The organism is Microbacterium sp. Se5.02b (assembly GCF_019464375.1).
Lineage (GTDB): Bacteria > Actinomycetota > Actinomycetes > Actinomycetales > Microbacteriaceae > Microbacterium.
In genome coordinates, this window is the sequence record NZ_CP080491.1 from 2,358,613 (window position 1) to 2,382,811 (window position 24,199).

Genomic DNA, 24,199 nt, shown 5'->3' on the forward strand with positions numbered 1-24,199 from the left:
GGCCGCTCCGAGCAGCACGCGTTGCGCGAGCCTCACCGGACGCCCCCTGCCCCGAGCACGCGCACCCTGGGGTCGATCAGCGGGTGCACGAGTTCGACGACGATGTTGACCGCCACGAACACGAGGGCGCTCAGCAGGATGATCCCGGTGAGTACAGGCAGGTCCCGGTCGCTGATCGCCGCGAGGGTCACCCTGCCGAGGCCGGGACGGGCGAAGACCGTCTCCACGAGCACGGCGCCTCCGAGCACGGAACCGGTCAGGTACGCGGCGAGAGTCACAGCCGACGCCGCACCGTGACGCAGGCCGTGCCGCAGCGTGAACCACGACGGGCTCGCTCCGCGCGCACGCACCGTCTCGGCGAACGGCATCCGCTCCGCCTGGGTGAGCCCGTCGCGCAGCACCTGGCTGAGCAATGCGGCGACCGGAAGCGCGAGGGTGATCGCCGGAAGCACGAGCGTCGCCGGGTTGCGCGCGCCTGATACGGGGAACCATCCGAGCCCGAACGCGAAGACGCTCAACAGCACGAGACCGATCCAGAACACCGGGGACGACAGCACGATGAGCTCCACCCCGGAGGCGACCGCGCGAGCGGTGCGACCGCGGACGAGTACCGCGACCGCCAGCGCGAGCACGACCGCGATCAGCAGCGCCAGGAGGGAGAGCTGCACCGTCGGGCCGAGCTGCCTTCCGATGACATCGGTCACCGGCATCCGCAGCTGGTACGACTCGCCGAGGTCGCCCCTGGCCAGCTGTCCGATGAAGACGACGTACTGCTCGAGCGGCGGTCGATCGAGACCCAGCTCCGCCCTGATCCCGTCTTTCACCGCATCGCTCACCTGGGCCAGCGGTCCCAGCATCACCGAGACGGGGTCGCCGGGGATGACCCGGAACGCGAGGAACGCGACCGTCGCCGCACCCCACAGGACGATGACGACGGACGCGGCGAGACCGGCGAGACGGACGAGAGCAGCCTTCACCACTCGTGCCCTCCGCTCAGCCGGCGGTTCAGCCGACGGTCACATCGTAGAACAGGGGCCGACCGTACAGGTCGTACTGCAGTCCCTCGACACGCTCGCCGACCGCGGTGATCGCCGACGGCGTGTACAACGGCACGATCGCCGTGTACTCGGCGTTCCACTGCTGCAGTTGGGTGTACAGCTCGTTGCGCTCGTCCTGGTCGCTGCTCGCGACCGCCTGCTCCAGGAGCGCATCGATCTTCGGGTCGCTGACCTGCGAGGCGTTCTGGAAGCCGTCGGTGTGCAGGTGAGCGCGCAGGAAGTCCGCGTCGACGCCCGAGAAGCCCCAGTCTGTGAGGTCGAAGGTCTTCGGCTCGTACTGCGCGTTGTACGCACCCGGCTCGAGCACCTCGCGCTTCACCTCGAAGCCGATCTCCTTGAGGTCGGACTGGATCGCGTTCGCGAGGGCGGCACGGTCGTCCGGGACCGGGGTCCAGGCGATCCAGCGCACCGACAGGCGCTCGCCGTCCTTCATCCGGATGCCGTCCGCATCGCGCTCGGTCCATCCCGCCTCGTCGAGCAGCGCGTTCGCGGTGTCCTGATCGAAGGGCCAGCTGTTCTCGAGCGAGGCGTCGTACCCGGGGGTGGTCGATCCGAGGACGCTCCACGCGCGGGGGAACTGCCCGAAGTAGATCTCCTCCACCGCGGCGTCGATGTCGATGCCCCTGGCGAACGCCTGCCGCACCTTCTCGTCGGCGAAGACGCCGTACTCCTCGTTCAGGTACAGCGAGTAGGGCAGTCCCGGGTACTCGATCGAGTCGACCGTGATGCCCTCGCCGAGGTCCTTGGCGAGGTTCGGCGGGATGTTGCTGGCGAGGTCTGCTTCTCCGCTCTCCACGACCCCGGTGCGCACCGACGCCTCGGGCTGGATCTCGACGCGGAGGGTCTCGATCGACGGCGCCTTCTCGTCATGCGGGCCCCAGGCGTAGTCGTCGTTGCGGGTGTACACGATCTCCTGGTCGGGGGTGTACTCCGTCAGCTCGAACGGTCCTGTGCCCACCGTGATACCGGGACTACCGGCCGCGAGCTGGTCGGCCGACTCCGCCAGCACGGCCGGGGAGTAGAAGCCGAGCTGCGGGGTGCTCGCGGCCTGCAGGAACGGCGCGTAGGGCTGGGTGAAGCTGACCTTCACGGTGTGGTCGTCGACCACCTCGGTGCCCTCGTAGTAGTCGGCGCCCATCATGCTCGCCGCCTGCTTCGAGGCGGTCGCGGGGTCGACGATACGGTCGAAGTTCGCCTTGACCGCCGCCGCGTCGAACGGCTCGCCGTCGGTGAACGTCACATCGTCACGGAGCGTGAACGTGTAGGCGGTGCCGTCATCGGAGACGTCCCAGTCCGTCGCGAGCCACGGGGTGAACGTGCCGTCCGCCTCCTGGAACACCAGCGAGTCGAGCACGGCCCTCTGCACGAGCCCCGAGACGTCGAGCTGGCTGACCTGCGGGTCCATGTGGCCGGCCGCGAGGTTGGCGCCCTCGATCGACCACACCAGTTCTCCCCGGCGTCGTCTTGCGAGCCGGGAGCAGCGCATGCGCTGAGCACGAGGGCACTGGCTGCGGCGAGCGCGGCGAAGGGCAGGAGACGACGCACGGGTTTTGCGGGCATGACGATTCCTCAGAAAGCGGTCGGGATGCCTCCAGTCTATGGGCATTTCTTGGACGGGGTCGAAAAGCGACGAGCCCCTGTCCCGCTCCACTCACCTGGTCGGCAGCACCACGCGATGGTGATCAGCGGCGGCCGGAAGCTCATCCGCTGTCAGGCGCTCGCCGGAACCGACGACCACGACGCTCACGCTCTGCACGAGGGGCGCGGCGATGCCCACCAGCCGCACCTCGACGCGGAGGTCCGCGCGCTCTCCGCGGATCCGCCAACGCAGTTCGGCCTCGTTCGCCGCGGTGACCACGCGCTCGGCGAAGGGCGGCTGGTGCGCCCGCACGCCACCGACCTCTGCCTGCTGTGCCGCCAGCCGCGCATCGCGCACCTTCGCCGGCACATCCTGCAGCACGTGCTCGGCGAGGAACGGATACTCCGCCGCAGACAGCCCGTCGAGCATCGCGGCATCGATGGCCTGTGCGGCTCGCACCGTCTCCGTCCAGGGGTGCACCACCGCTGACGGCGCCTCGGTGCGCTCGAGCACGGCCTGAAGCGCCGCACCCGCGACCCTTCGTGCCGCGAACTCGTCCGAGTTGCCGAAGGCCACGACCCCCGTACCGGTCGCCGCGTGCCACCGCATGTGCGCGGAGAACCCGGGAAGGCCTCCCGAGTGCTGCACCACGCGGCCGAAACGGCGGTCCTCCTCGACGAAGAGTCCGTAGCCGTAGCCCGCTCCCGCGAGGTCGCGCCCGTCGAACATCGCCGACGGCACAGGGATGGGCGTCCGCGGCTGCTGCATCTCCCGCCGCGACGCCGGCGCCAGCACCTCCGGGGCCAGGGGCCCGTCGGTGAAGGCCGAGCCGAGGAACCACATCCAGGTCGCGATGTCGTCGACCGTGCTGAACATGCTGCCGATGCAGCCCAGCGCACCGGAACCGACGAAGGGCTCGGGGAGGAAGGTCGCGCCGTCGTCGAAGGTGCGGAATCCGCCCGCGAGGTCCTCGGCACGGTATGGGTCAGGCGCATGCGCCGTGCGGTGCAGTCCGAGCGGCACGATCAGCGTGTCGCGTACGACGTCTTCCACGGCACGACCGGTGACGACTTCGACCGCCCTGCCGAGCAGCGACTGTCCGAGGTTGGAGTATTGATACGTCGTGCCGGGCGCGGCGGCGAGGAGCACGCCTTCGGCGAAGACCGCGGCGATGTCCTCGCGCGTCGCACCGAGGTGTCGATCGACCCAGGCGTTGTCCTCCCCCAGCCCCGAGCGGTTCGACAGCAGGAGTTCACCGGTCAGCACGGCGGAGTCTCCTCGATACCGTGCCCGCACATCCGGCACATACTCCGTGATCGGCGCCTGCAGGTCGAGCAGCCCGCGGTCGCGCAGCGCGAGCACGGTCGCAGCGAGGAAGCTCTTCGACATCGAGGCGATCCGGAACACGGTGTCGCGCGTGGTCGAGCCGTCGTCGCCGCGCGGGTGCCCGTACGTGTGCACACCGCGGACCTCTCCGCGTTCGCACACGGCCACGATCGACGCGGGCGCGACGCGCCGAGCCCGGGCGTCGAGGACGCTGTCGAGCACATCGTCCGCCACCGCCGTCACCGCAGAGGAGCCGCCGTCCGCGGTCATGCGCCGACCCCGGAGAGCACCTCGTCGGCGAAGGCATCGACGAGGCCACGACTCGCCGCCGTGTTGTGCGGGTCGACGCGCTCGGCGGCGGCGATGAGGTCGGGCAGCGATCGGCCTTCGCCGCGCAGAGCCGCGTCGTCCCAGCGGGCGAGGTCTGCGGCGGAGGCCTCGGGGTGGAACTGCACGCCCCTGACGTGCGCCCCGAGCCGGAACGCCTGGTTCTCGACGACATCGCTCGAAGCGAGAAGTACGGCATCCGGGGGAGGCGCGTGATCATGTCCTGGTGGTTCTCGATCATGGGGGCACCGTCGCCGAGCACCGAGAGGACCGCGTCCTCTCCTCCGGCCGTCGTGGGGTGGATGCGCGTCGCGCCCCGCTCGACCGGTCCGGTCTTCGCCTTCACCTCTCCCCCGCCACGTGGGCGAGGAGCTGTCCGCCGAGGCAGATGCCCAGCGTGGGGAGATCGCGATCGATCGCCTCCGCCGCGAGTGCGCGCTCCGCAGCGAGCCAGGGGGCGCGGTCGTCGTCGTCCGGCATGAGGCCGCCGCCGAGGAGCACCAGCCCGGCATATGCCTCGAGCGACGAGGGGAGCTCCTGCTGCGCACCGACGACCGCCTCGACCGTCACCCCCGATCGGCGAGCCAGGTCCCCAGTCGGCGCGGCCCCGAGGCTGCGGAGTTGACGACGACGAGAACACGCGCGCTCACAGCGCTCCCTCGCGAGCGGTCGTGTCGACGGCAGGAGTGAGCGCCGCGGGTGCGGGTTCCCCGGCCGTCCCTGCGAGGAACGCCTCGTGGTCCTGGTCGGACGCCGCGAGCACACGCAGCACGTTCTCGTTGGCGAGGCCGGCGAGGTCCGCCTCCGACCATCCGCGCGTGCGCAGCTCCGCGAACAGCGTCGGATACCCCGACACGTCTGCGAGTCCCTCCGGCATCGCGTCGGAGCCGTCGTAGTCCGCGCCGATCCCGACCGCGTGCGCCCCGGCCACCCTGCGGATGTGGTCGAGGTGATCGGCCACGTCGCGCACCCCGACACGCGGGGCGTCTCCCTCGCCCCCGGCCTCCCACCAGTCACGGCGGGCCTGGGAGAGGAAGGTCGGGACGAACGGGACCATGACGACCCCGCCCTGCGCGCCGATCGCGGCGAGGACGTCGTCGGGGACGTTGCGGGGGTGATCGCACAGCGCCAGCGCTCCCGAGTGGCTGACGATCACGGGGCGCGTCGTCTCTTCGAGTGCATGGCGCATCGTGGTCGGGGCCACATGCGAGAGGTCGACCAGCACCCCGATGCGGTTCATCTCGCGAACCACCTCACGCCCGAAGGCCGTGAGTCCCCGTGCCGCGGCTCGTCCGTCGCGGAGTCCGCCCAGGGGATCGTCCGCGACCAGGTGAGCGTCATGTACCGCGCCCCGAGTCGGGCGAACTGCCGCAGCACCGCCAGCGAACCGCCCAGTTGATCGCCGCCCTCGATGCCGATCAGAGAGGCGATCCGACCGTCCCTCATGGCTGCACGCGCGTCTGCGGCCGTCCGGGCGAACGCGAACCGCTCCGGATGCGCGTCGACCAGTCGGCGCACGAAGTCGATCTGCTCGAGCGTGGCCACGACCTGCTCCGCGCCCTCCAGCACGGGGTCGACCCAGACCGACCAGAACTGACCGGCCACTCCGCCGCGCGTGAGCCTCGGCAGATCGGTCTGCGTCGTCGGCACGTCGCCGCCGAGCTCCGCCACGCGATAGCCGAGGAGCGTCCTGCTCGCCCACGCCAGGTCGTTGTGTCCGTCGATCACGCCGTCGATCATCTGCTCCACACCTTCCGGTCAGTCCTCGCGTGCATCCAGCACCGCGTTCATCCGCGCCGTCAGCGCGAGGTCCCACGTCCACGCCACGCCGTCGAGCTCCCGCACGGGAACGGCACCGCGCGTGCTGGAGCACAACCACAGGGCATCCGCCCGATCCAGATCCTCCCGCACGAGCGCCGCCGTGCCGACGGAAAGATCGGCGATCCCCTCGAAGACGTCGGCCTGGGTCGTGCCGGGGAGCACGCCGAACTCCGGCGGCGGTGTCACGAGCCGCCCGTCGATACGCGCGATCAGTGTCGAGCGCGGACCCTCCAGCACGAACCCGTCGCTGCTGATGAAGACGACATCGTCGGCGCCGCGGCGTGCCGCCTCCCGCAGTGCAGCCTCGTTCACCGCGTACGCGAGCGACTTCGCACCCTGCAGCAGCCACGGCGAGGTCTGCATCACATCGTGCCGGTAGCCCCGATCGAGCACGACGGCACGGGTCCCCGTCGCCCTGACCGCCGAGGGGTCGTTGCCCGCGAAGCCGAGCACCCACCCGGTCGGAGCGGCGCGGTCGATCTCGTCGCCGCGCGTCATCACGAACTTGATCGATGCCCGCTCGCCCGCCTGCAGCACGTCGGGCTCCGAGACCGCGGCGGCGGCCCGCAGCACCGCCGTCCGCCACAGGTCGAGCCGCGGCGACGGCAGCTCCAGAAGAGCCGCGGAGCGCTCGAGTCTGGCGAGGTGCGCCTCGAGGGCCTGCGGTCTGCCGTGCCGCACGACGGCCGTCTCGAACACGCCATCACCGCGGTTCACCCGAGGTCCGTCGCCCGCACGATCGGCTCGCGAGGATCGACGGGGTGGATGCTGTCCGCGACGGACGCCGTGCCCGAAAGGTCGAGCCGGTACAGCAGCAGTGCGCGCATGGGATTCCGTTCCGGAGAGAAGAGGCGTCAGCCGCGCGCGAGGGCGGAGCCGTGGACGTGGGTCGCTGCGGTGTCGAAGGTGCGAGACGACTCGCGCTCGATGCGCTCGACGAGGACCTCGTGCCCGATGCCCGGCCCCTGGGGCACACTCACACGGCCCGACTCCGCGCGCACCGGCGGGTCGACGATGTCGGCGGCGTAGTACTTGTCGGACCCGGAGACATCGGACGGGAGCAGGAAGCCCGGCAGCGACGAGATCGCGACGTTCGCGGCCCTCCCGACCCCGAACTCGTGCATGCCCCCGCACCAGACCGGGATGCCGGCGTCGACCGCGATGTCATGCGCTGCACGGGCCACGCTCAGACCACCCATCCGCGAGACCTTGATGTTGAGGACGCGGCCGGCCCCCAGGCGGATCATCGAACGCAGATCGCCCAGCGCGACGACCGACTCGTCGAGGCACACATCCGTGCCGATGCGCGCCTGCAGCGCGGCGTGCGCGACCAACTCGCGCGGCCCGAACGGCTGCTCGATCATCGTCAGCCCCTCGCCGTCGAGGCGGGCGAACACCGCGGCCGAGTCCGCATCGTCCGGGTAGGCGCCGTTCGCGTCGACGTGCAGGTCGAGGTCGGGATGCGCTGCGCGCACGGCGCGTACCGGCTCGACGTCCCACCCCGGCGCGATCTTGAGCTTCACGCGCGGATACCCCGCCGCTCGCTGGACCTCCACCTGCGCGAGCAGGTCGTCGATCGACGGCTCGATCCCGAGCGACACACCCGCGACGACCTCGCTGCGCGTGCCGCCGAGGGCCGCGGCGAGCGCGAGCCCCTGGCGCGGGAGTACAGATCCCACACCGCGCCCGAGAAGCCTGCCTTGGCGAACTCATGACCGCGGATCCGATCCCACACGGCCTCCAGGTCGGCGGGTTCCTCTCCCTCGGCGCCGAGCAGGGCGGGGACGAGGTAGCGCGTGGCGATCTCCCATGCCGTGACCGTGGTCTCCGCGCCGAAGTACGGGTCGCTCGGTGCGGCGACCTCGCCCCAGCCTGTCCGTCCATCGGCATCCGTCAGCTCGACGAGGATGTGCTCGATGCCCGACTTGCGATGCGAGCTCGTCTCGAAGCTGTGGCGCAGGTCCTGGCGCAGCACGAACAACCGGATCCGTTCGATCCTCACGCGTCGACCTCCCCGTCGGCTCGCGGCCGCGGCTGCTCCGGCCCGTAGAGTCCCAGGCGGGCGACCAGACGGTCGCGCTCGGCCAACCTCCGACGTGCCCCCTTCGCACTCGCGGTCGTCAGGGCGCTCAGCAGGTGGCACACGGCGGCCACCGGGGTCGGCGAATCCGCGTACGAGGCCGATCCTGTGCGCACGCGGATCAGCGATGTCGCTATCGACGCGAGCGGCGCGTCCTCGCTGTCGGTGATGACGACGAGCTGTCCGCCTGCCTCGTGGAACAGACGCCCGAGGCGGACGGTCTCCTCGCGATAGCGGCGCAGGGAGAACGCGATGAGCACGTCGGAGGACCGCACGTCGGTCAAGACCGTGAGCGGCTGCAGAGCGTGGCCGTCGACCAGGAACACGTTCGACAACGTCGCCGACAGATCGGCGTTGAGCAGCTGGGCATAGGCGGCTGCCTTCCCCTCGCCCGCGATGTACCGGCGTCGAGCACCCAGCAGCAACGCAGCCGCCTGCGGCACCTGGGCCGAACGGCTCAGCTCCTCGAAGGTCTGCGCGAGCGAGCGCTGCTCGGTCTCGATGATGCGCGCCTGGATGCTCTCCGCCGAGAGGTTGGTGCGGATGCGCTCGCCGAAGCGGTCCCGCGGCGAGACGAGATCGCGGTCCTCGTGATTCTGATCGCTCATGTCGTGCTCTCCCCTGGTATCGCGCGGTAGGCGGCCGTGTCGTCATCGATGCGTGCTGCGGCGACCAGCACTCCGCCGCGGCGGAAGACATCGCTCATCGCCCGGTCGAGGTCGGATCGCAGCGCGTCTCGTTCCCCGGCACGGAGTTCTCGGGCCGCGCGGGGATGGCGATCCAGGTGGCATCGTCGATGTCGAGCGCGCGCCCCCAGTCGTCACGACCGAGCGCGGGCGGGACCACCGGGGCGGAGCGCACGGGAGGCTCGGCGGCGAGGTCCCAGGCGACCACGAGGCGGTCGGTGTCCGGGCGAGCGTAGTAGTCGCGCTCGAACGCGATGCCCACCGCCCCGAGGGAGTTCAGGTTGAAATGCGCGTTCCGGGCCAGCAGCGGATCGAAGGTCCAGCGCATGCTCCGCTGTCCCCAGCGCAAAGCCACCTCGCGCTGGGCCTGCTTGAGCGCCTGGCCGACCCCTCTCCCCTGGTGCCCCTCGTCGACCGCGGCGGCCTGGGAGTAATGGAACACGTCGCCGCGGCCGTCGCATCCGGCGAAGCCGTACGCGAACCCGATGAGGGCGCCGTCGTCCGTGAACGCGCCGACCGCCGACCCGCCGTTGCGCGCCAGTGCGGTGAGCAGATTGGCGTTGAGCGCGTATTCGCTCTCGGTGTAGGCGAACACCCGCGCATACAGCGCCGACGCCTCTCGGAACTCCGTGTACTGGGTGAGGTCGCGGCAGCCGAAGCCGACGCCTGCGTCGGCGGCCACCGAGGAATGAGGCACGATACGTTTCCTAAGATCGACGAGTTCTGTTGCTCTGAGCGATGTTATCGGCGGGTTGCGGTGCAATCAAGAGGCAGATACGGTTCGTAACCGTGACGACTTATCCGGCGGATCGTGCAATGGGCGACACTTCTGACGACATCATCGCACTCGTGCGGGAACTCGTGCTCCTCGAGACGCCGAGCCGAGACTCGGCCGCGAGCGCGCGTATCGCCGACCTCCTCGCGGGCTGGTTCGGCGAGGTGGGGGCGCCGTGCACCAGGCGCCCACCGCCGCCGGGGTCGATCTCGTGATCGACGTGCCGGGAACCGGCGCACCGGTGCTGCTCATCGGACACACCGACACCGTCTGGCCCCTCGGCACGCTCGAAGGCGACGTGCCCTGGTCGGTCGACGGCGATGTCGTGCGCGGACCGGGCGCCTACGACATGAAGGCCGGAATCGTCGTGATGCTCGAAGCACTGCGGGCGCTGCAGCCCCTGCCCCTCGATCGCCGACGAGCGGTCCGCGTCGTCCTCGTCGCGGACGAGGAGATCGGATCCCCGGAGTCGGGCCCGCTGCTCGCCGAGCGTGCACATGGGGCCGCCGCCGCCATCGGGTTCGAGTCGCCGCACCCCGACGGGGCGCTCAAGGTCGGCCGCCGCGGCAGCGCCCGCGTCAGACTCACCGTGACCGGACGTGCTGCGCACGCCGCGCTCGACCCCGAGCACGGCATCTCCGCGGTGGACGAGCTCGTCGACCAGCTGCTGCGGATTCGGGAGATCGTCTCCGACCCCGGCCTGCCCGGCCCCGTGCTGAGCAACGTCGGGACGATCGCGGGCGGAGCGCGCACCAACGTCGTGCCAGCGCACGCGGCGGCCGAGATCGGTCTCCGGTTCACCGACCCCGCCACCGAAGCGGCGGTGCTTCGCGCCCTCAGCGCGCTGACGCCCGTGCGCGACGGGGCGATCGTCGCCGTCGACGTGCTCAGCGCGCGGCCCGCCTGGCAGGCATCGCCGGACGACGCCGCTCTGCTCGATCGGATCGCCGCGGTCGGCGACGGCCTCGGACAACGGATCACGGGGCGTCCGGCAGCGGGAGCGGGAGACACCAACCTCCTGGGAGCCCTCGGCCTGCCGACGGTCGACGGGTTCGGCCCCCGCGGCGGCGGCGCCCATGCCGTGGACGAGCACTTCCTGGGATCCGCTCTGCGGGAACGCATCGATCTCCTGCGCGCCGTGCTCACGATCCCCGCGGTGTGACGATACGCTTCCCGTTCGCGCGCCCGGGCTCCGCTTCCAGGGATACGTTCCGGATGTCGGTCTCATCGTCTGCGCTTTCCTGCTCAGGTGTTCGTGTCGCGCATCCTTCCATCCGCGTGTTTCCGCTGTGTTACACCGCATGATCCATGCGCATCTCGTCGCCTTCTTTCGATTTTTCTTGGGCGATACGCATCAGATCCCTTGACCCAGAGGCCGTCTTCCGCTTGCATGGTCTGCACCGACCCGGCTTCACAGTGGATCCGGGCGGCGCCCGAAGGGACTTCTTCCATGCGTCTTGCCCCCCGCTCCAGAACTGCGCGAAGTCTGACCGCCGCCGCGATCGCCTCCGCGCTCCTCATCGCCGTTCCCGCCGGCGCCGCCCAGGCGCAGTCGGTGAGCGCGGCCACCGAATCCCCCGCGTCCGAGACCACACTGCGGATCGCGACGTCGGGGTTCGTCGACACGTTCAACCCGTTCATCTCGATCTACCTGACGCCGACGAACATCATCCGCTACGTCTACGAATCCCTCGTGCAGAACGACGCCGAGGACGGATCGCCGACGAAGGGCCTCGCCGACTCGTGGGAGCCCACGGACGGCGGACAGACGTGGACCTTCACGCTGCAGGACGACCTGGTGTGGTCGGACGGGGAACCGATCACCTCCGCCGACGTCAAGTACACGTACGAGCAGATGATGACCGTTCCGGCCCTCGGCACCGCGAACGGCAACCTGGTCTCCAACTTCGACACCGTCGAGACCCCCGACGACAAGACCGTCGTCATCACGCTGAAGACCCCGCAGGCGCCGAACCCCGGCTCGGAGATCCCCATCGTGCCGAAGCACATCTGGGAGGCCGTCGACGACCCCACGACGTTCGCGAACGACTCCGACGTGGTCGGCTCCGGCCCGTTCCTCCTCGACAGCTACTCCGCCAACCAGTCGATCGCCCTCAAGGCGAACGAGAACTTCTGGCGCGGCGCCCCCAAGATCGACGCCATCCAGTACGTGTACTACACGAACTCCGACGCGCAGGTGCAGGCGCTCAAGGCGGGAGACGTCGACCTCGTCACCGGCCTCACGCCGACCCAGTTCGAGGCGCTCGACGGCGTCGACGGCATCACGACGCACTCCGGCGAAGGCCGCCGCTACCACTCGATCAGCATCAACGTCGGCCAGCAGACCCGGGACAACGTGCCCTACGGCACGGGCAACGCGGCCCTGAAGGAGCTCGAGGTGCGTCAGGCCATCCGCCTCGGCACCGACACCAAGACGCTGCTCGACAAGGTCCTCACCGGCGAGGGCGTCCTGGCGACGAGCTTCATCCCCGCGTCGTTCCCGAAGTGGCACCTGTCCGACGATGACGACGTGATCGTCGGCTTCGACCCCGAGGCGGCCATGGCCACGCTCGAAGACGCGGGATGGACCGCCGGAGCGGACGGCATCCGCGAGAAGGACGGACAGCGCCTCGCACTGCGACTGCTGACGGACGCCGACGACTCCAACGAGCAGTCCATCGCCGACTTCTTCGTCCCGTGGATGAAGGACATCGGCATCGAGATCACGGTCGAATCGACCGACTCCGACACGATCAGCGCGAAGGCCACCTCCGGTGACTACGACCTGTACTTCAGCGGATGGTCTGTCAACCCCGACCCGGACTACCAGCTCGGCATCAACACCTGCATGAACCTCCCGACCGCGACCGATGGGACCGGCGGCACGACGCAGGACGGCTACTGCAACCCCGAGTTCGACGAGATGTACGCCCAGCAGCGCTCCGAGACCGACGAGGAGAAGCGCCAGGAGATCGTCCACGACATGCTCGCGCTGAACTACACCGACACGGCACAGGTCGCCACCTGGTACGCGAACTCGCTCGAGGCCTACCGCTCCGACCGCTTCACCGGGTTCACGCTCCAGCCCAAGGACGGCGGCATCATCGCCAACCAGGCCGGGTACTGGGGATACCTCACGGTCGAGCCCGTCGAGGGCGCGACCGCCGGCGGCACCGGCACCAACACCGGACTCATCATCGGAGGCATCGTGGTGGGAGTGGTCCTCATCGGAGGACTGGTCTTCTTCCTGATCCGACGCCGCAACATCGCCGACGTCGAATGAGCCCAGCGAGACGCCGCGGGTGGCGGGCAACCGCCCCCGCGGCGTCTCCCGGTCCGCTGTAAGGAGACCCCCATGTCCAACGCGGTTCCCCCATCCACCTCCGCCATAGCCACGAGCGCTGCGGCCGAGGAGCAGCCCAAGGGCGTCGGCGCCCTCCGCTACGTCCTGGTCAAGCTCGGCGGCGCAGCCATCAGCCTCGCTATGGTCATCCTGCTCGGATTCTTCGCCTTCAAGATCCTGCCGGGCGACCCGGTCGCGTCGATCGCTCGCGAACGCGGCATGAGCGCGGAGCAGGCCGCACAGCTCCGCGAGCAGCTCGGTCTGAACAAGCCCCTGTGGCAGCAGTTCTTCGACTACCTGGGCAACGTGTTCACCCTGAACTTCGGCACGAGCTACGTCTACCGCACGTCGGTGTCCGAGCTCATCGGCGACTACTTCTGGAACACGATCCTGCTCACGGGCACCGCGGCCGTCATCGCCATCGCCCTCGGCCTCTGGCTGGGCCAGAAGGCGGCGTGGAAGCACGGCTCCACGTTCGACCGCATCGTCTCGGGCACCTCGCTCGTGTTCTGGTCGGTCCCGACGTTCTGGCTCGCTCTGCTGCTGCTCATGATCTTCGGCGGGACGCTGCACTGGTTCCCCACGGGCGGCATGGTCTCCCCCAACCCGCCCACCGATCCGGTCGGCGCGGTGCTCGACGTCATCTCGCACATGGTCCTACCGGTGATCACGATGGTCGCGGTCGTGTACGCGCAGTACCTCATGGTCATGCGCAGCTCCCTGCTCGAGGAGATGGGCGCCGACTACCTCACCACCGCCCGCGCCAAGGGCCTCCGCGAAGACCTCGTGCGCCGACGCCACGCGGTGCCGAACGCCCTGCTGCCCACGGTCACCCTCGTGTTCATGCACATCGGCGGTCTGATCGCCGGCGCGGTCACGGTCGAGACCGTGTTCTCGTGGCCCGGTCTCGGCAAGCTCACGTTCGAAGCCATCTCAGGACCGGATCTCCCCCTCCTGCAGGGCACCTTCGTGGTGTTCTCGACCATCATCATCGCGATGAACCTCGTCGCGGACCTCATCTACCGTCAGCTCGACCCGAGGGTGAGGCGCGCATGACCACGGCATCCCCGACCATCCGTTCACCCAGAGCCCTGGCCTGGCACCGTCGCCGTGCGGCCTTCGCCGACTTCTGCCGCCAGTTCGCCCACCACAGAGCGGGCATGGTCGGGCTCGTCTTCCTGACCGTCGTCGCGCTGGTCGCGATCTTCGCCCCGGTGATCGCCCCCGCGAGCATGCTCGACGTGACGAAGCTCGTCGACGTGCAGCGATTCGCCCCGCCCTCGTGGGAGCACCCTCTCGGCACCGATCATCAGGGTCGCGAGATCTGGGTGCGCATGGTCTGGGGGGCGCGCGTGTCCCTGCTCGTCGGTCTCGCCGCCACCGCGATGTCGATGATCATCGGCACCCTGGTGGGCATCGCCGCGGGACACTTCACCGGGTTCTTCGGCGGCCTGATGATGCGCATCATCGATTTCTTCCTCGTGCTGCCGTCGCTGATCCTCGCCATCGTGCTGTCGTCGGTGCTGAGCCGCGGCGTCTGGACGATCATCATCGCCATCGGACTCACGTCGTGGGCCGGCACGGCCAGGGTGGTGCGCGCCCAGACGCTGTCCGTCGAGTCGCGCGACTACATCGAGCGCTCCCGGGCCCTCGGCGCCGGGCACTGGCACATCATCATGAAGCATCTGCTCCCGGGAGTGCTGCCGCTCGTGCTCGCCAACACCACGCTCACCGTGGGGTCGGCGATCATCTCCGAGTCGACTCTGGCGTTCCTCGGCCTCGGAGACACCACCCTGCAGTCCTGGGGCTCGATCCTGAAGAACGCGATGGACGTCTCCGCCGCGACGAGCGGGTACTGGTGGTACGTGCTCGTCCCTGGTGTCGCGATCGTCCTGGTGGTGCTGTCGTTCACCCTGATGGGCCGCGCCGTCGAGAACATCACCAACCCGACGCTGAGGAGCCGCTGAGATGCCCGATCTGACCTTCGACGACGTCTCCGTCACGTACCGCACCTCCGGCCGTTCGGGGCGTGACGAGGTCGCCGCCGTGCGCAACGTCTCCTTGACGCTCCCCGCCGGCCAGACCCTCGGCATCGCCGGCGAGTCCGGCTCTGGCAAGTCCACACTGGCCATGAGCGTGCTGCGGCTGCTGCCCCGCAACGCGACGCTGAGCGGCCGCGTGCTGCTCGGCGACCAGGATGTGGCGACGCTCTCGTTCGGACAGCTGCGGGCGGTGCGCTGGGCGAAGACCTCGATCGTGTTCCAGGGCGCAATGCACTCGCTCAACCCCGTGCGCACCGTCGGATGGCAGCTCCTCGAAGCGCTCGAGCTGCACGCCGGCGATCGGTGGAAGACCGAGAATGCGCGCAAGGAACGCGCCCTCGAGCTGCTCGACATCGTCGACCTCCAGGCGCAGAAGTCGGAGTCGTACCCGCACGAGCTCTCCGGAGGGCAGAAGCAGCGCGTGATGATCGCCATGGCGCTCGCGTGCGACCCCGAGGTCATCATCGCGGACGAGCCGACCACCGCGCTGGACGTGATCGTGCAGAAGCAGATCCTCGACATGATCTCCCGGCTCGTGTCGGAGCGCGGCATCTCCATGCTCATGATCAGTCACGACCTCTCCGTGCTCGCGACGGCCTGCGACCGCATCGCGATCATGCGCGACGGCGAGCTCGTGGAGGTCGGCGAGAGCTACGCGGTGTGCACGACTCCCGTGCAGGCGTACACCCGCCAGCTCGCCGACGCCTTCCCGACCATCGGTGACCCGGCATCACGGATGGCGCCGGTCACCCGGCACGGCCGCGGTGCCGAGGAGGTGCCCGAGATCGCCCACGAAGACGAGGTGCTCCTGGAGGCGAGGGGCGTCAACGTCACCTACCGGTCCGGCGGCAGGCCCGTGCACGCGGTGCGCGACGTCGACCTCTCGGTGCGCAAGGGCGAGATCGTGGCCCTCGTCGGGCAGTCCGGGTCGGGGAAGTCGACGCTCGCGCGCGCTCTCATGGGCCTGCAACCCGCAGACCCGGGATCGCAGATCCTGTTCGACGGTGCGCCCATCCCGACCAAGGGACGCGGACTCGCCCGGTTCCGCTCGCAGGTGCAGCTCGTGCTGCAGGACCCGTGGGCGGCTCTGAACCCCAAGCACAGCGTGTACGAGTCCGTCGCCGAAGGGCTTCGCGTGCAGCGGTTCGCCGGCGATGAGCGCGAGCGCGTGGCGCAGAGCCTGGCCGATGCCGAGCTCACTCCGCCGGAGCGCTACTTCGGGGCCATCCCGCAGGAGCTCAGCGGGGGTCAGCGGCAACGCGTCGTGATCGCCGGCGCGCTCGCCGTGCAGCCTCAGATGCTGATCGCCGACGAACCGGTCGCTTCTCTCGATGCCTCGGTGCGCGGTGAGATCCTCGGCCTCCTGCTCGACCTTCGTCGTCGCCTCGGCCTCTCCGCCCTGGTCATCACGCACGACCTCGGCCTCGCATGGAACATCGCGCACAGCGTGGCGGTGATGTACCACGGGGAGATCGTCGAGCACGGCAGCACCGAAGAGGTCCTCCTGAACCCGCAGCACGCCTATACCAAGCACCTGCTGTCGGCGGCGCCCCGTATCGAGGAGAAGTCGGCGTGAGCGGCACGGTCTCGCCCTACCTCGACTCGGCGCCCCTGCAGCCCGGCGACACGGTGGCCATCGTGTCGCCGTCCGGGCCGGGCAACGAGGAGAACACGCAGCGCGCCGTCGGGTACTACGAGTCCTGGGGCCTGAAGGTCCGCGTCGGAGAGCATGTCCTCACGCCCCATCCCCGCGCGTCGTACCTCGCCGGCCCCGACGACCTGCGTCGCGCCGACCTCGTCGCCGCGTGGACCGATCCGGATGTCGACGCGGTCATCGCGGCGCGCGGCGGATACGGTGCGCTGCGATTGCTCGACGGCATCGATTGGACCGACATGCGTCGCGGCGCTCTCCGTCGCGACGGGCGACCCAAGCTGTTGACGGGCTCATCCGACGTGACCGCGTTGCACGAGACGTGGCGCGCGCACCTCGACATCGCGACCCTGTTCTGCCCGATGGCGGGCAACAACGTGTTCCGCGACTCCGAGCAGGTGCGCGACGACGTGCAGCGGTGGCTGTTCGAGCCCTGGCGCGCACGCGAGCTCATCGGCCCGAAGACCGAGATCATGACCCAGGGCCGGGCCGAGGGCCGCTTCACCGGTGGCAACCTCAGCCTGCTCGCGGCCGGGCTCGGAGCACCGGAGGCGGGCGTTGCGGCACCCGGCATCCTGTTCCTGGAAGACATCACCGAGGAGCCATACCGGCTCGACGGCTTCGTGACCCAGCTGCGGCGGGCGGGGCGCCTGGCGCAGGCGACCGGCGTGGTGCTCGGTTCCTGGCACGAGTGCGGAGACCTGGAGCTCGTGCACGCGCTGATGCGCGAGGAGTTCGCGGATGCGGGTGTACCTGTGCTCTGGGAGCAGGGCTTCGGGCACGACCCGAACGCGCTGACGATCCCGCTCGGCGTGGACGGGGTGCTGGATGCGACCGGCGATGCGCCGCGCTTGACCGTCGGGCTCACCGCATGATCACCCTGCCGCCCCTCGATCCGCGCGTCACATGGTCGGTGCGACTGCTGGATGCGGACACCGGAGACACCCTGGCCGAGCACGACCCTCACACGCAGTGCGAGACCGCGAGCATCGGCAAGATCTTCCTGCTCCTCGAGGTCGCCAGGCGGCTCGAGGACGGCATTTTCTCATCCGACGACCGGATCGAGATCCCCGACGAGCACCAAGTCGAGGACTCCGGGCTCCTGTACCGGATGCAGGACCAGCGCGTCACGGTGCACGACGCGGCCCTGCTGGTCGGCGCCGTGAGCGACAACCTCGCCACCAACGCACTGATCCACCTCTGCGGCCTCGATCAGGTGCGGGCCGTGGCCCCGGCACTCGGCTATCGCGCGACCTCGCTGCACGACTACATCCGCAACGAGCGCACACCCGACCTTCCCTGGACCCCGTCGTACGGCACTGCGGCCGAGCTCTCCGATGTCATGCGACGCCTCGGCACCGGTGACGCGTTCTCTCCCGCGGTGAGCGCGCGCGTGCTGGACTGGCTCGCCGCCGACACCGACACCTCGATGACCGCCGACGCGTTCCTCGTCGACCCCCTCGCCCACGTCGAGGCCGAGTACCAGGGCATGGTGCTGCGCCACAAGACCGGCAGCGTGGGCTTCGCGCGCGTCGACGTGGGACTCCTGCGCGGCCCGGAGGCCGCGATCGCCTACGCGGTGGCCGCGAACTGGAAGGGGTCGCCGGTCGACCTCCGCGCACCGGTGCTCGACGACATGCGGGCCATCGGCGAACGCATCCGCGCCCAGGTCACCGCGCGTGCCAGGGATGAGTCCGCCGGATGAGCGCGATCGAGGTGGAGCTGCCCGCCGAGAACGGCACCGTGTGGTCGGTGCTGGTGCAGGACGTCGACTCGGGCGAGGTGCTGCTGCGCCACGAGCCGGAACGCGTCCAGGACACGGCGAGTGTGGGCAAGATCTTCCTCCTGCACCGGCTCCTGAGCGAGGTCGACGCGGGAACACGCACGCTCGAAGACCGCGTGACCCGCCGCCCTGTCGAGGCGATCGAGGACTCCGGCCTCTGGTACCTGCTGCAGGCGGACGAGCTGTCCCTCTACGATGTGGCCGCGCTCATCGGGGCCGTGAGCGACAATGCGGCGACCAACACGCTGGGCCGCGTCATCGGCATCCCCCAGGTGCAGGAGCACACGCGCGCTCTCGGCTACACCGCCTCCGCACTCGACGACATCGTGCGCTGGCCGATCCCGCCCGGCGCCCCGCGCACCCTGTCGCACGCGAACGCCACGGAACTCGTGCGCTTCATGTCGCGTCTCGCCGACGGTGCCGATCTCTCGCCGGCGTCGGCCGATACGCTGCGACGCTGGCTCGGCGCCGGCATGGACCTGTCGATGGTCGCGTCGGCCTTCGAGTTGGACCCGCTGGCCCACTGGGGGTTCGACCGCGGCATCTGGCTGCTCAACAAGACCGGGACGATCTCCCGCGTCCGCGCCGACACCGGGATCGTGATGTCACCCACCCGCAGGATCGCCTACGCGGTGCTCGCCACGTGGGACAGCGGGGCAGACGGTCGCGGTCCGGCACTCGCCGCGATGCGTGCGATCGGCGACGGCATCCGCACGGCGCTCATCGGCTGAGCGCGGAACACGGCGCATCGCGCAGGACGCGGCGTCCCTCAGACGACTCCTGCTGCGGCCAGCCGCTCACGCACGAGGTCGAGAGGCACGGCGTGAGCGGTGCGCCCTTCCGGGCCGACCGTGGTCTCCGCGGCGAGGACCGAGTTGATCAGCGCCTCCTCCACGGCGTCCATCGTGGCGGCGAAGAGCGGCGACAGGGCGTCGTCCGGCAGGGGCCCCGCCTCGACGAGGTCGTGCACCGAGAACGCGATCGCATAGTCGCCGCTGCCCTGCGCATAATCCGCCCCGACCCCGCGCATGGCGAACACGGCGCGGTTGGCCACACGTCCGAGTTGACGTCCGTCGACCGGGGCGTCCGTCGCGACCACGATCATGCAGGAATTGCCCACCGGCACCGCGGGCGGCCGGGCGAGAAGCTCTTCGGCGGCGAGCGGCACCCCGGCGATGCGCAGCGTCCCGCTGAAGTTCGTCTGCACGAGAGCCCCGACCGTGCGCTCCACTCCGTCGAGCATCAGCACTCGTGACGCCGTGCCGATGCCGCCCTTGTACCCCAGCGCGACCGTGCCGGCACCCGCGCCGACGCCTCCCTCCGCGACGGCGCCGGTCGAGGCCGAGGCCAGCGCCTGTTCGACCTGCTCCTCCCCACGGCACGACGCCGGATGTCCGACAGGAAACCGTCGTTCGTCTCTCCGACGATCGGGTTCAGGGTCGTCGTGGCGCCGTGGGCGGGAGTCGCCAGCAGGTGGCCGAGGAACGCGTCGGCGACACGGAAGACCGAGAGCGTCGAGGTCAGCAGGATCGGGGTCTCGATCGCCCCCAGCTCCTGCAGCTGCGTGGCGCCGACGAGCTTGCCGTATCCGTTGCCGACCGCGAGGTTCGCCGGGAGGCTGCGACGCTCGGCGCTCAGCGCATCGGGCACGATGGCCGTGACGCCCGTGTGGAGGCCGTCGCCGTGCACGGTGGCGTGTCCGACACGGACTCCGACGACATCCGTGATGGCGTTCGCCGCACCGCGCGCGAAGGCTCCGGAGGGAACGCCGAGGTCGGCGAGGCGGGCACGGGAGGAAGGCGACGACGACGTCATGCACCGATCCTCCCAGTCGTGCGACGGCGTGCACCCGCGCCGCGCCGCATGGTCCTCGCCGGTCGAGCATGCCGTCCTGGCGATCGGTAGACTGGGCGGCACCACCCACACTCAGGCACGCTCACACAGTGCCGCATAAATCGCTCGAGGAGACCTCCATGCCTGCTTCCGAAACGGCGCAGAACCCGATTCCCGACAAGCCCGCACTCGAAGGCCTCGAAGCGAAGTGGGATGCGGCATGGGCGGAGCGGGGCACGTACCTGTTCGACCGTCTGCGCGCCGCCGAGCGCGGTCGTGAGGGCGTGTACTCGATCGACACCCCGCCGCCGACGGCCTCCGGCAGCCTCCACATCGGTCACGTGTTCTCCTACACGCACACCGACGTCAAGGCGCGGTATGAGCGCATGCGCGGCAAGACCGTGTTCTACCCGATGGGCTGGGACGACAACGGGCTGCCCACCGAGCGCCGCGTGCAGAACTACTACGGCGTGCGCTGCGACCCCTCGCTCCCCTACGACGCCGATTTCACGCCGCCGTTCGAGGGCGGCGACAACAAGTCGAGCCGCGCCGCCGACCAGCAGCCGATCAGCCGCCGCAACTTCATCGAGCTGTGCGAGCGCCTCACGATCGAGGACGAGAAGCAGTTCGAGGCGCTGTTCCGCCAGCTCGGACTCAGCGTCGACTGGACGCAGACGTACCGCACGATCTCCGACGACACGATCCGCCAGAGCCAGCTCGCGTTCCTGCGCAACATCGAGCGCGGCGAGGCGTACCAGGCTCTCGCGCCGACGCTGTGGGACATCGATTTCCGCTCCGCGATCGCGCAGGCCGAGCTCGAGGACCGCGACCAGCAGGCCGCGTACCACACCATCGAGTTCCCCTTCGCGGACGGCTCCGGCTCCATCGCGATCGACACCACGCGCCCCGAGCTCCTCCCCGCCTGCATCGCGATCGTGACCCACCCCGAGGGGCCGCACAAGCACCTCATCGGCACGAAGGTGCGCACTCCGTTCTTCGGCGCCGAGATCGAGATCCACGGTCACCACCTCGCACAGCCCGACAAGGGCACCGGCGCCGCGATGGTCTGCACCTTCGGTGACGTGACCGACATCATCTGGTGGCGCGAGCTGCGCACCGCTGCCGGCGAGTCCCTGCCGAACATGACGGCGATCGGCCTCGACGGCCGTTTCCTCCCCGAGGCCCCGTCGATCGTGACCGCCGCCGACGCGCGCGCCTGGTACGCCGAGAACGTGGCGGGCAAGACCGTGTTCAGCGCCCGCAGGGCGATCGTGGAGAAGCTGCAGGAGACCGGCGACATGACCGCCGTCGGCAAGCCCTTCAACCACGCCGTGAAGTTCTTCGAGAAGGGCGATCGGCCGCTGGAGATCGTCTCGACCCGCCAGTGGTACATCCGCAACGGGGCGCGTGACGGCGACCTGCGCGATCGGCTCCTCGCCCACGGGCAGGAGCTCGCGTGGCACCCCGACTTCATGCGGGTGCGCTACGAGAACTGGGTCGGCGGCCTGACCGGCGACTGGCTCGTGTCACGCCAGCGCTTCTTCGGCGTGCCGATCCCGCTCTGGTACGGCCTCGACGACAACGGCGACCGCGACTACGAGCGGGTGCTGACACCCGACGCGGCTGCGCTGCCGATCGACCCCACGACGGATGTCCCCGCGGGCTACACCGAAGACCAGCGCGGCGTGCCGGGAGGGTTCGACGCCGAGGCCGACATCCTCGACACGTGGGCGACCTCCTCGCTGACTCCGCAGCTCGCGGGCGGATGGCAGCGCGACGAGGAGCTGTGGCAGCTCACCGCACCGTTCGACCTGCGCCCGCAGGGGCAGGACATCATCCGCACGTGGCTGTTCTCCACGATGCTGCGCTCGACGCTCGAAGACGGCCGCGCTCCGTGGCGCAACGCCGCGATCTCCGGCTTCATCGTCGACCCCGACCGCAAGAAGATGTCGAAGTCGAAGGGAAATGTGGTCACTCCGGCCGACGTGCTCGACGCCCACGGCTCCGACGCGGTGCGCTACTGGGCGGCGTCGAGCCGCCTGGGCATGGACGCGGCCTTCGACCCGCAGAACCCGACGCAGGTGAAGATCGGCCGCCGCCTGGCGATCAAGGTGCTCAACGCGGCGAAGTTCGTGCTGTCCTTCCCCGTGCCCTCCGGTGCACAGGTGACCCACGCGCTCGACGCCTCGATGCTCGCGGCTCTCGACGCGGTGGTGGCCGAGGCGACGAAGGCCTTCGACCGCTACGACGCCGCGCGGGCGCTCGAGGTGACGGAGGCGTTCTTCTGGACGTTCTGCGACGACTACCTGGAGCTCGTGAAGGAGCGCGCCTACAACCAGACCGACGTGGGGCAGGCATCGGCCGCTCTCGCGCTGCGTCTGGCGCTGTCCACGCTGCTCCGACTGCTCGCGCCGGTGCTCTCCTTCGCCACGGAGGAGGCCTGGTCGTGGTTCGAGGAGGGTTCCGTGCACACCGCCGCCTGGCCGGAGGCGCTCGGCATCGAGGGCGATCCTGCCGTGCTGGCGGTGGCGAGCGAGGCGCTCATCGGCATCCGTCGCGCGAAGACCGAGGCGAAGGCTTCGCAGAAGACTCCGGTCTCCCGCGCAGCGATCGCGGCTCCGGCCGCGAAGGTCGAGGCTCTCCGTGCAGCCGCCGACGATCTTCGCGCGGTCGGCCGGATCGCGGAACTCGAGATCACCGAGGCCGAGGAGTTCGCGGTCACCGCGATCGAGCTCGCCCCGGTCGAGGCCTCCTGATGCAGCTCGGCACGAGGTGGGCGACGGGATCGGAGGCTCCGGCCTCGGTCCCCGCATCGCTGCGACCCGCGATCGCCGAAGTGGAGTCGAAGGGCCTCACCGGGCATTGGACCCTCACCTGGCTCGAGGGCCGCGCGATCGCCGAGCTCGATGCGGGCTGGGAGGTCTTCCAGACCGCCTCGGGCGACGTCGTGGCTCGTCCCTTCGAGGACTGATCTCCCGGCGTCGAGCCGACCCGTCAGCGCCGGTTCAGTCCCATCTGCGCGAGCAGATGGTCCACCGTCCGCGGGTCGTTTCGTCGCGCCTGCTGCTCGCGGAGAAGGTCGAGCGCGAGACTCCGCTTCGTGGCACGCCGGTCGATGCGGTGCTCGACGTACGCCGTGAGGCGTGCCGCCAATCGCAGCAGGCCGCGCTCGGCCTGGGTCGGGGCGGACAGGGGCAGCGTTGCGCTGGTCATGATGCCGTCCGCCCGTCGTCCGGCGTGTCGGAAGATGCTGACTGCGGCGTCGGCAGGTCGAAGAGTTCGGCGCGGAGGGAGACCCGCCGCACGTCGGCACCGGTCTGCCCACGGAAGCGCTCGATGGCGCGCTCGATGGTCGTCTCCAGCTCTCCCCTGAGCGCCAGGGCCTGAGCGGGCGTGAGGTCGAGATGGGTCGTCATCGTCATGCCGACGTCGCGCCATTCTTCGGGGACATCGGCGCTCGACCGGTTGAGATAAGCCATCAGCGTCTCGTGCCGCAGGCGGAAGAACTCCGAGGTCACGATCTGCGCCGCGGCGCGGTTCGCCGGCGATGTCATCTCATCGGGCCCCGGCACGTCGATGCGCCCCTTGGGACGCTCCCACCACCGCTCCCGCGCCGTGCCCCTCCCCTCGACTTCGCGGATGAGGTCGTGAGCGGCGAGGGCGCGGAGGTGGTAACTGGTCGATCCCGAGTTCTCGCCGACGAGCGCCGCAAGGGAACTGGCGGTCTGCGGTCCGCGTGCCGCGAGCAGGTCGAAGATCTTGACGCGGAGCGGATGCGCCAGCGCTTTCAGGGCTCCGGCATCGAGTGTCCGCACCTGGATGTCTTCGTTCATGAATGCAAAGATACCCTTGCAAACAGTTCTTTGCAAGTGTTCCTCTGCATCTTCTCAACCCC

The 24,199-nt window shown here is 69.9% G+C and carries 23 protein-coding genes and 2 pseudogenes; 11 read left to right on the top strand and 14 right to left on the bottom strand.

Annotated elements, in window-relative coordinates; genetic code table 11:
- Positions 1-32 precede the first annotated feature (32 nt).
- The 11 genes and pseudogenes from K1X59_RS11695 to K1X59_RS11740 all read right to left on the bottom strand — a co-directional run bounded on the left by K1X59_RS11695 (position 33) and on the right by K1X59_RS11740 (position 9,574).
- The gene (locus K1X59_RS11695) at positions 33-977 is read right to left on the bottom strand and encodes an ABC transporter permease (RefSeq protein ID WP_258566818.1); all 945 of its coding nucleotides are present in this window, start codon (positions 975-977) and stop codon (positions 33-35) included.
- A gap of 28 nt (positions 978-1,005) precedes the next feature.
- Positions 1,006-2,502 (bottom strand): ABC transporter substrate-binding protein, encoded by a 1,497-nt coding sequence (locus K1X59_RS11700; RefSeq protein WP_244631940.1) that lies wholly within the window; start codon positions 2,500-2,502, stop codon positions 1,006-1,008.
- Between the two features lie 207 nt (positions 2,503-2,709).
- The gene (locus tag K1X59_RS11705; protein WP_220173419.1) at positions 2,710-4,233 is read right to left on the bottom strand and encodes a serine hydrolase; all 1,524 of its coding nucleotides are present in this window, start codon (positions 4,231-4,233) and stop codon (positions 2,710-2,712) included.
- A complete protein-coding gene (locus K1X59_RS11710) occupies positions 4,230-4,418 on the bottom strand; it encodes a hypothetical protein (protein ID WP_202045233.1) in 189 nt (62 codons plus the stop codon). Before K1X59_RS11710 ends, K1X59_RS11705 begins: the two co-directional genes overlap by 4 nt.
- A 214-nt stretch (positions 4,419-4,632) precedes the next feature.
- On the bottom strand, positions 4,633-4,860 hold the full coding sequence (locus K1X59_RS11715; protein WP_202045235.1) for a glutamine amidotransferase-related protein: 228 nt from the start codon (positions 4,858-4,860) through the stop codon (positions 4,633-4,635).
- Positions 4,861-4,936: 76 nt separating this feature from the next.
- A pseudogene (locus tag K1X59_RS22880) lies at positions 4,937-6,030 on the bottom strand (dipeptidase).
- Between the two features lie 18 nt (positions 6,031-6,048).
- Complete coding sequence (locus tag K1X59_RS11725) at positions 6,049-6,828, bottom strand: aminotransferase class IV (RefSeq protein ID WP_258566820.1); 780 nt, start codon at positions 6,826-6,828, stop codon at positions 6,049-6,051.
- Between the two features lie 137 nt (positions 6,829-6,965).
- Positions 6,966-7,712: an enolase C-terminal domain-like protein gene (locus K1X59_RS21445; RefSeq protein ID WP_309491574.1), complete on the bottom strand. Its 747-nt coding sequence runs from the start codon at positions 7,710-7,712 to the stop codon at positions 6,966-6,968.
- Positions 7,631-8,113 carry a hypothetical protein gene (locus K1X59_RS21450; protein WP_258566822.1) on the bottom strand — a complete coding sequence of 161 codons (483 nt, stop codon included), beginning with the start codon at positions 8,111-8,113 and terminating at the stop codon, positions 7,631-7,633. Before K1X59_RS21450 ends, K1X59_RS21445 begins: the two co-directional genes overlap by 82 nt.
- The gene (locus tag K1X59_RS11735) at positions 8,110-8,799 is read right to left on the bottom strand and encodes a MurR/RpiR family transcriptional regulator (RefSeq protein ID WP_183150238.1); all 690 of its coding nucleotides are present in this window, start codon (positions 8,797-8,799) and stop codon (positions 8,110-8,112) included. The genes K1X59_RS21450 and K1X59_RS11735 overlap by 4 nt, the downstream gene beginning before the upstream one ends.
- Positions 8,800-8,893: 94 nt before the next feature.
- Entirely contained in the window at positions 8,894-9,574 is a 681-nt protein-coding gene (locus K1X59_RS11740; protein ID WP_220173420.1) for a GNAT family N-acetyltransferase, read from the bottom strand.
- Between the two features lie 119 nt (positions 9,575-9,693).
- On the opposite strand from K1X59_RS11740, the gene K1X59_RS21455 reads away from it, so the two are divergent.
- From K1X59_RS21455 to K1X59_RS11780, 9 genes are all read left to right on the top strand, one after another.
- The gene (locus K1X59_RS21455) at positions 9,694-9,867 is read left to right on the top strand and encodes a hypothetical protein (RefSeq protein WP_244631946.1); all 174 of its coding nucleotides are present in this window, start codon (positions 9,694-9,696) and stop codon (positions 9,865-9,867) included.
- Positions 9,828-10,814: a M20/M25/M40 family metallo-hydrolase gene (locus K1X59_RS11745; protein ID WP_258566823.1), complete on the top strand. Its 987-nt coding sequence runs from the start codon at positions 9,828-9,830 to the stop codon at positions 10,812-10,814. The genes K1X59_RS21455 and K1X59_RS11745 overlap by 40 nt, the downstream gene beginning before the upstream one ends.
- A gap of 288 nt (positions 10,815-11,102) precedes the next feature.
- Positions 11,103-12,935 (top strand): ABC transporter substrate-binding protein, encoded by a 1,833-nt coding sequence (locus K1X59_RS11750; protein ID WP_183150240.1) that lies wholly within the window; start codon positions 11,103-11,105, stop codon positions 12,933-12,935.
- A 72-nt stretch (positions 12,936-13,007) separates the two neighbouring features.
- Positions 13,008-14,051, top strand: coding sequence for an ABC transporter permease (locus tag K1X59_RS11755; RefSeq protein WP_183150241.1), 1,044 nt, complete (start codon positions 13,008-13,010; stop codon positions 14,049-14,051).
- Positions 14,048-14,962 (top strand): ABC transporter permease, encoded by a 915-nt coding sequence (locus K1X59_RS11760; RefSeq protein WP_183150242.1) that lies wholly within the window; start codon positions 14,048-14,050, stop codon positions 14,960-14,962. Before K1X59_RS11755 ends, K1X59_RS11760 begins: the two co-directional genes overlap by 4 nt.
- A 1-nt stretch (position 14,963) precedes the next feature.
- Complete coding sequence (locus tag K1X59_RS11765) at positions 14,964-16,613, top strand: ABC transporter ATP-binding protein (RefSeq protein ID WP_220173421.1); 1,650 nt, start codon at positions 14,964-14,966, stop codon at positions 16,611-16,613.
- On the top strand, positions 16,610-17,563 hold the full coding sequence (locus K1X59_RS11770) for an LD-carboxypeptidase (protein ID WP_220173422.1): 954 nt from the start codon (positions 16,610-16,612) through the stop codon (positions 17,561-17,563). Before K1X59_RS11765 ends, K1X59_RS11770 begins: the two co-directional genes overlap by 4 nt.
- Positions 17,560-18,393, top strand: coding sequence for a serine hydrolase (locus K1X59_RS11775; RefSeq protein WP_183150243.1), 834 nt, complete (start codon positions 17,560-17,562; stop codon positions 18,391-18,393). Before K1X59_RS11770 ends, K1X59_RS11775 begins: the two co-directional genes overlap by 4 nt.
- Entirely contained in the window at positions 18,390-19,202 is an 813-nt protein-coding gene (locus K1X59_RS11780; protein WP_220173423.1) for a serine hydrolase, read from the top strand. Before K1X59_RS11775 ends, K1X59_RS11780 begins: the two co-directional genes overlap by 4 nt.
- Before the next feature lie 38 nt (positions 19,203-19,240).
- Here K1X59_RS11780 and K1X59_RS22885 read toward each other — a convergent pair.
- Positions 19,241-20,286, bottom strand: a pseudogene (locus K1X59_RS22885) (P1 family peptidase).
- 158 nt (positions 20,287-20,444) lie between these two features.
- On the opposite strand from K1X59_RS22885, the gene valS reads away from it, so the two are divergent.
- Together valS and K1X59_RS11795 are read left to right on the top strand one after the other, a co-directional pair.
- A complete protein-coding gene (gene valS / locus K1X59_RS11790) occupies positions 20,445-23,060 on the top strand; it encodes a valine--tRNA ligase (RefSeq protein ID WP_183150244.1) in 2,616 nt (871 codons plus the stop codon).
- Positions 23,060-23,275: a hypothetical protein gene (locus K1X59_RS11795; RefSeq protein ID WP_183150245.1), complete on the top strand. Its 216-nt coding sequence runs from the start codon at positions 23,060-23,062 to the stop codon at positions 23,273-23,275. Before valS ends, K1X59_RS11795 begins: the two co-directional genes overlap by 1 nt.
- A gap of 23 nt (positions 23,276-23,298) precedes the next feature.
- Here the strand turns inward: K1X59_RS11795 and K1X59_RS11800 are convergent, their stop codons facing one another.
- Positions 23,299-23,517 (bottom strand): hypothetical protein, encoded by a 219-nt coding sequence (locus K1X59_RS11800; RefSeq protein WP_220173424.1) that lies wholly within the window; start codon positions 23,515-23,517, stop codon positions 23,299-23,301.
- Positions 23,514-24,137, bottom strand: coding sequence for a transcriptional regulator (locus K1X59_RS11805; protein WP_183150246.1), 624 nt, complete (start codon positions 24,135-24,137; stop codon positions 23,514-23,516). The genes K1X59_RS11800 and K1X59_RS11805 overlap by 4 nt, the downstream gene beginning before the upstream one ends.
- Positions 24,138-24,199: the final 62 nt, after the last annotated feature.